General features: G+C 40.1%; 2 protein-coding genes and 5 pseudogenes. 4 read left to right on the plus strand and 3 right to left on the minus strand.

Features of this window, described 5'->3' with window-relative positions; all coding sequences use genetic code 11:
* Positions 1 to 196 precede the first annotated feature (196 nt).
* Positions 197 to 1,027: pseudogene (locus tag IQ224_RS21775) on the plus strand (serine/threonine-protein kinase pkn1); the annotation flags it as partial.
* Between the two features lie 19 nt (positions 1,028 to 1,046).
* Here IQ224_RS21775 and IQ224_RS21780 read toward each other — a convergent pair.
* Positions 1,047 to 1,235: pseudogene (locus IQ224_RS21780) on the minus strand (transposase); the annotation flags it as partial.
* A 277-nt stretch (positions 1,236 to 1,512) separates the two neighbouring features.
* Between IQ224_RS21780 and IQ224_RS21785 the strand changes: the two are divergent.
* Positions 1,513 to 2,457, plus strand: coding sequence for a TIGR04168 family protein (locus tag IQ224_RS21785; protein ID WP_002746140.1), 945 nt, complete (start codon positions 1,513 to 1,515; stop codon positions 2,455 to 2,457).
* On the opposite strand, the pseudogene IQ224_RS21790 reads toward IQ224_RS21785, so the two are convergent.
* Positions 2,444 to 2,575, minus strand: a pseudogene (locus tag IQ224_RS21790) (IS630 family transposase); the annotation flags it as partial. The gene IQ224_RS21785 and the pseudogene IQ224_RS21790 sit on opposite strands and share 14 nt — an antisense overlap.
* A 404-nt stretch (positions 2,576 to 2,979) precedes the next feature.
* On the opposite strand from IQ224_RS21790, the pseudogene IQ224_RS21795 reads away from it, so the two are divergent.
* Both IQ224_RS21795 and IQ224_RS21800 read left to right on the plus strand, forming a co-directional pair.
* Positions 2,980 to 3,270, plus strand: a pseudogene (locus tag IQ224_RS21795) (NACHT domain-containing protein); the annotation flags it as partial.
* A 195-nt stretch (positions 3,271 to 3,465) separates the two neighbouring features.
* Positions 3,466 to 4,005, plus strand: a pseudogene (locus IQ224_RS21800) (NACHT domain-containing NTPase); the annotation flags it as partial.
* Positions 4,006 to 4,368: 363 nt separating this feature from the next.
* On the opposite strand, the gene IQ224_RS21805 reads toward IQ224_RS21800, so the two are convergent.
* Positions 4,369 to 4,609 (minus strand): transposase (locus IQ224_RS21805; protein ID WP_194032751.1); only part of this gene is annotated, 241 nt, incomplete at its 5' end.

The raw sequence follows: 4,609 nt of genomic DNA on the forward strand, positions 1-4,609 counted from the left end.
TTCTCGTCAATCTCTTTGCTGGCTTGATTGCTTATAGCTATTTGCCCAAAAAACCCTCCTTGGATTTAGAGCCAAAGGGCTTCCCTGCTCTACCTCCTGCTATTTTTTAGCTCCGTCGAACTCACGTTAAAATGCGTCTTAGCTGATCAAAAAATCGGGCTAAAATAGAAAAAACTCACCCTCAGCGATCACGGCGATGGCAGAAGAAACGGCGAAAATCAAGCTTTATCGGAAAACCTATCAACTTCCCCAACTAAATCGCCCCGATTTATTAATTTTGCAGGATCAGATTCAAGAAAGACAGCAACTGATTAAAACCGGAAAACGGGTTCGCAATACATGGTTAGGATTGAGGAAAAAAGAAGAACCCCTCAATTTCGAGGAAACTTTTCAAGAATTAGAAAGATTAGTCAAGGACTATAACCAGTTAATCGGATTTCTCGCCGACCATAAGGATGAATACCGGCGGTTTTTCCAGTCACTGACCGAGGAAATCAAGGAGGCAGTGGCGGTTAAATGTCAGAAATTGGCAGAAACAGAGCGAAAACGCCAATCTTTGGAGAATAGCATCGGCTCGGCCGACCTGCGAGATACCCTGAGACTACAGAAACAGCAGATTTTCCGCACTGTGATTCTTGTTGGTCGCGCCAGCTTGCTCATGCTCAAGAAAATCGACCTAATCAGCGAAAGTATCCAGAAATTAGCTGAAGATCAGGATACACAAAAACAGGTTTTCTCGAAAATGATCGGCGAGTTGAACGGGTACAAACAAGTGTATCAGTTGCAGCTGGAGTTAGATAGTCTGGAAAAAGAAGCGATCGAAATGGCCAAAGTAGCCATTAATCTAGAACAATACCTAAAACCAATTATCGGGCAGTTTCAAGGCTTAATCGATCGAGTAGTGACCATTGACGGGGAACTTTCCCGCAGTGTCAGCGAAGTGGAATCCCTCGTCCAGAACATTCTCAGTTCCGAATCGGCGGGATCTTTCCGCAAAAACGAGAATCTATCGGCTAGTTTGCTCAATAGATCTCTTGCAAAAGTAATCAAGATATATCCTTTTGTCGGTAACGAAGTTCGTAATTGTAGATACCAGCAATCAAATTCAATCTCAGACCAAATCGCCGTCTGCGATTTCTGTATCTTGATGAAAGTATCCGAAATATTTTGAGACTACGATGAATATGTTCTATAACTATACGCCGTTGTGATAACTGACGATTGGCTTTTTTTTCTCTTTACTTAGGGCTTGCTGAATAAATCTAAAAACCTTAGTGGATAAGGCTTTCAGACTTTTTTGACCTCAAAAATTGCCGACCATTGGAGGGATCGGGGGTAAAATTCAGGTACTTTTTCCCTGAAAATTAGGTAACTGACTACCTCAAAATCGGTAAAACCCTACACCCCACACCCCACACCCTGCCCCCACCAACAAACTTTTTCAGCAGACCCTATTTATTCGGCCAATCCTAGTTATGATCATTACTGGTACATGATAGTTGATAACTGGTAATGGTAAGTTCTTTCCCTCGCAGCTATAAAATCGCCGTCATCGGTGACGTTCACGACCAATGGGAAATAGAAGATAATTTAGCTTTAGAAGCTTTACAAGTGGATTTAGCCCTATTTGTCGGCGATTTTGGCAATGAATCCCTAGAAATTGTCGGTCGGATTGCTAGTTTGTCCTTACCAAAAGCCGTTATTCTCGGTAATCATGACGCGTGGTATAGCGCCACCCCTTGGGGACGAAAACAATGTCCCTACGATCGCAACAAGGAAGATCGTGTCACCGCCCAGTTAGAATTATTAGGGGTTGCTCATGTGGGTTACTCAAAACTAGACCTACCCAGTTTAGAGCTTTCGATTGTTGGGGGTCGTCCCTTTACTTGGGGGGGGTCCGAGTGGAAAAATGGGGAATTTTTTCAAGAACGCTATAATATCAGCAGTTTTGCCGAATCTACTTCCAAAATTATCGCTAACATTCAAGATACTGCCTATAATAACCTGATTTTTTTAGGTCACAATGGTCCAGCCGGACTGGGAAAGGAAGCGGAAGCTATCTGTGGTCGGGATTGGCAACCCTTGGGAGGGGACCACGGGGATCCGGATTTAGCAGCGGCCATCGCACAAGCACAGCTATTAGGAAAACAGGTTCCTCTCGTCAGTTTCGGTCATATGCACCACCGTCTCCGTCATACTACTTCCCGTTTACGCAATCCCGTGGTCACTTCCGAGATGGGAACTGTTTATCTGAATGCTGCTAGTGTCCCTCGCATTCTCCAATCCGATAAGGGTAAATCTCGCAATTTTTCCCTAGTCACTCTTGAAGAAGGTTTAGTCACAGAAGCATCTTTAATCTGGTTGAACGATAATTTCGAGATTATCAGTAATAGAAAACTTTATCACTCCGGGTCATCAATCGATCGGCTAAGCTTTTACGCATTTAAGTTACATTGACAGCATTACCCTTATTTTTAAGTTTTCTACTCCATTTAATAATCAATCCCCCTTCATTTAAAAGCTGATTGACTACTTTTTCCAGTTCTTCTTTATTTTCAAATTCTCGATTAGGGACTTGCGTATTAATAAATTAAGTACCTAAGCAAAATTAATTACACATATCTAACCCCCTCTTGCCTTTTGCCTCTTGCCTTTTGCCTATCTTTACTAGGAAATTAATTTTGCACGACTACTTATCAGGATTCAGGAGTCGGGATTCAGGAGATTATTTTTATTTATTCTCCTCTCCCCTCTCTGGGCTCTTCTAGGTTCTGTGTGATAAGTTTAACTTACTATATGATCGATCGATCTTTGTGTCCTCTGTGTCTGGAGTGGTTCCCTCCACTCCCTCGCCAGCAGGACTATATCTCAGAATACATTTTACCCACCAAATCCAAAAGAGCCAGCGGGTTTCTGAGTTGTTGAGAAACCCGCTTTCTGGCTTATACTGAACTTCAGAGGGTTTACAGGGGTTAAGTTATGACAGGAATTGAAACAACCATTGTAACGGCATTGACTAATAATTTTATTGGCCAAATGATTAAATCGGGGTGGGAGGGTATTAATAAAAATGAGTTATTGAATAAAGATGTCGGACAGCTTTTCAAAGAGGGAAAGTATCTTTTTTTGCGGGAATATACTCAACGTTACTGGGATCGGCACGGCATGATTAAGGTTTTAAAAATGTCTAAGCCTATGGATTTGGAGTCAATTTATGTTAATGTCAAATGTTTAGGAAATTTAGTCAGGGATTATTATGATGAAAATTTAGAAAATAGGCTCTTCGTTACTTGTTATGGTTCGATAGGGGGGCATAAATCAACAAAATCTTTATCTGGTAAGGGATTTAATTGATTAGTTCGCTTTAGATAAAAAACAATTGACAAAAATCGCCCAATGTCTTTCTCTATAAGGGTTCCATCCCTTATAACTCCCGTCTATTGCATAAGACAAACCGAAGAACCAGAAAATAAATATCGTGAGAGTAAGCAGCGACGATTTAACTTTAGGGATGATGGTAAAAAAGATGGTTTACTTTTGGCTAATCAAGAACAATATTTAATGGTACTTGGTGATCCTGGTATTGGTAAATCTACATTTTTGCGAAAAGTTGGTTTAGAAGCTCTCAAGGGAAATAAAGACAGTTATCAGCATCCTCTAACACCTGTTTTACTGGAGTTGAAAAACTTTAAAGAAAACGAGATTAATATTCAGGCATTAATTGAAGAGGAGTTTAAAATCTGTGGTTTTCCCAATGTGGAAAAAAATATTAGCAATAAACTAGAAAAAGGGGAATTACTAATTTTATTAGATGGTTTAGATGAAGTGCCAACAGCTAATGTTTATAATGTAATCGAGAAAATTCAAGATTTTGTAGATAGGCATCATAAAAATCGTTTTATTCTCTCCTGTCGCACTGCTGCTAGAACTCATCTTCGACAATTTACCGATATTGAAATTGTCGAATTTGATGATCAGCAAATTCAAAGTTTTATTGAACATTGGTTTAGTGGCTCTTCGGTTTGTGTTATGCAATGGACTGGGTTTATAGGGGATGGAATCCTTATGTAGAAAGGCATTTGGCGATTTTTGTCAATTGTTTTTAACCTAAAGCGAACTCATCAATTAAGTCTCTTGCCAGATAAGGATTTAGTCAATTTATGCCCCCCTATCGAACCATACCAAGTAACGAAGAGCCGGTTTAGTTCGGAATTAGACCGCAAAAATGAGACGGCTAAAAATTGTTGGGAACTGTTGCAAAAGGAGGAGTATAAAAGTGCAAAAGAGTTAGCTCATACACCGTTATTGTTGACTTTTTTGTGTTTGGTTTATGATGAAAATCGGCTCTTCGTTACTCTTTATGCTAAATCAACAGACAAGATGCCAAGATAACATACTTCTAACCCAAAAATTCCGAAAGTTTCTAAAGCCATAGCCTCTTCTTTTTATTAGTTTAAGTTTATTGTTGATTCCCTCGACCACCCCATTCGTTGTCCTTCGCTCGAAATAACTAATTATTTCTCCAAACCAGTTTCGGATTGTTTGACAACTCTTAGTAAAAACACTGGAGGATTTTGCCAACCATTCCGAGATGGATAGCATTCCCTCT

This window comes from Microcystis sp. LEGE 00066, assembly GCF_015207925.1.
GTDB classification, from domain to species: Bacteria; Cyanobacteriota; Cyanobacteriia; order Cyanobacteriales; family Microcystaceae; genus Microcystis; species Microcystis ichthyoblabe_A.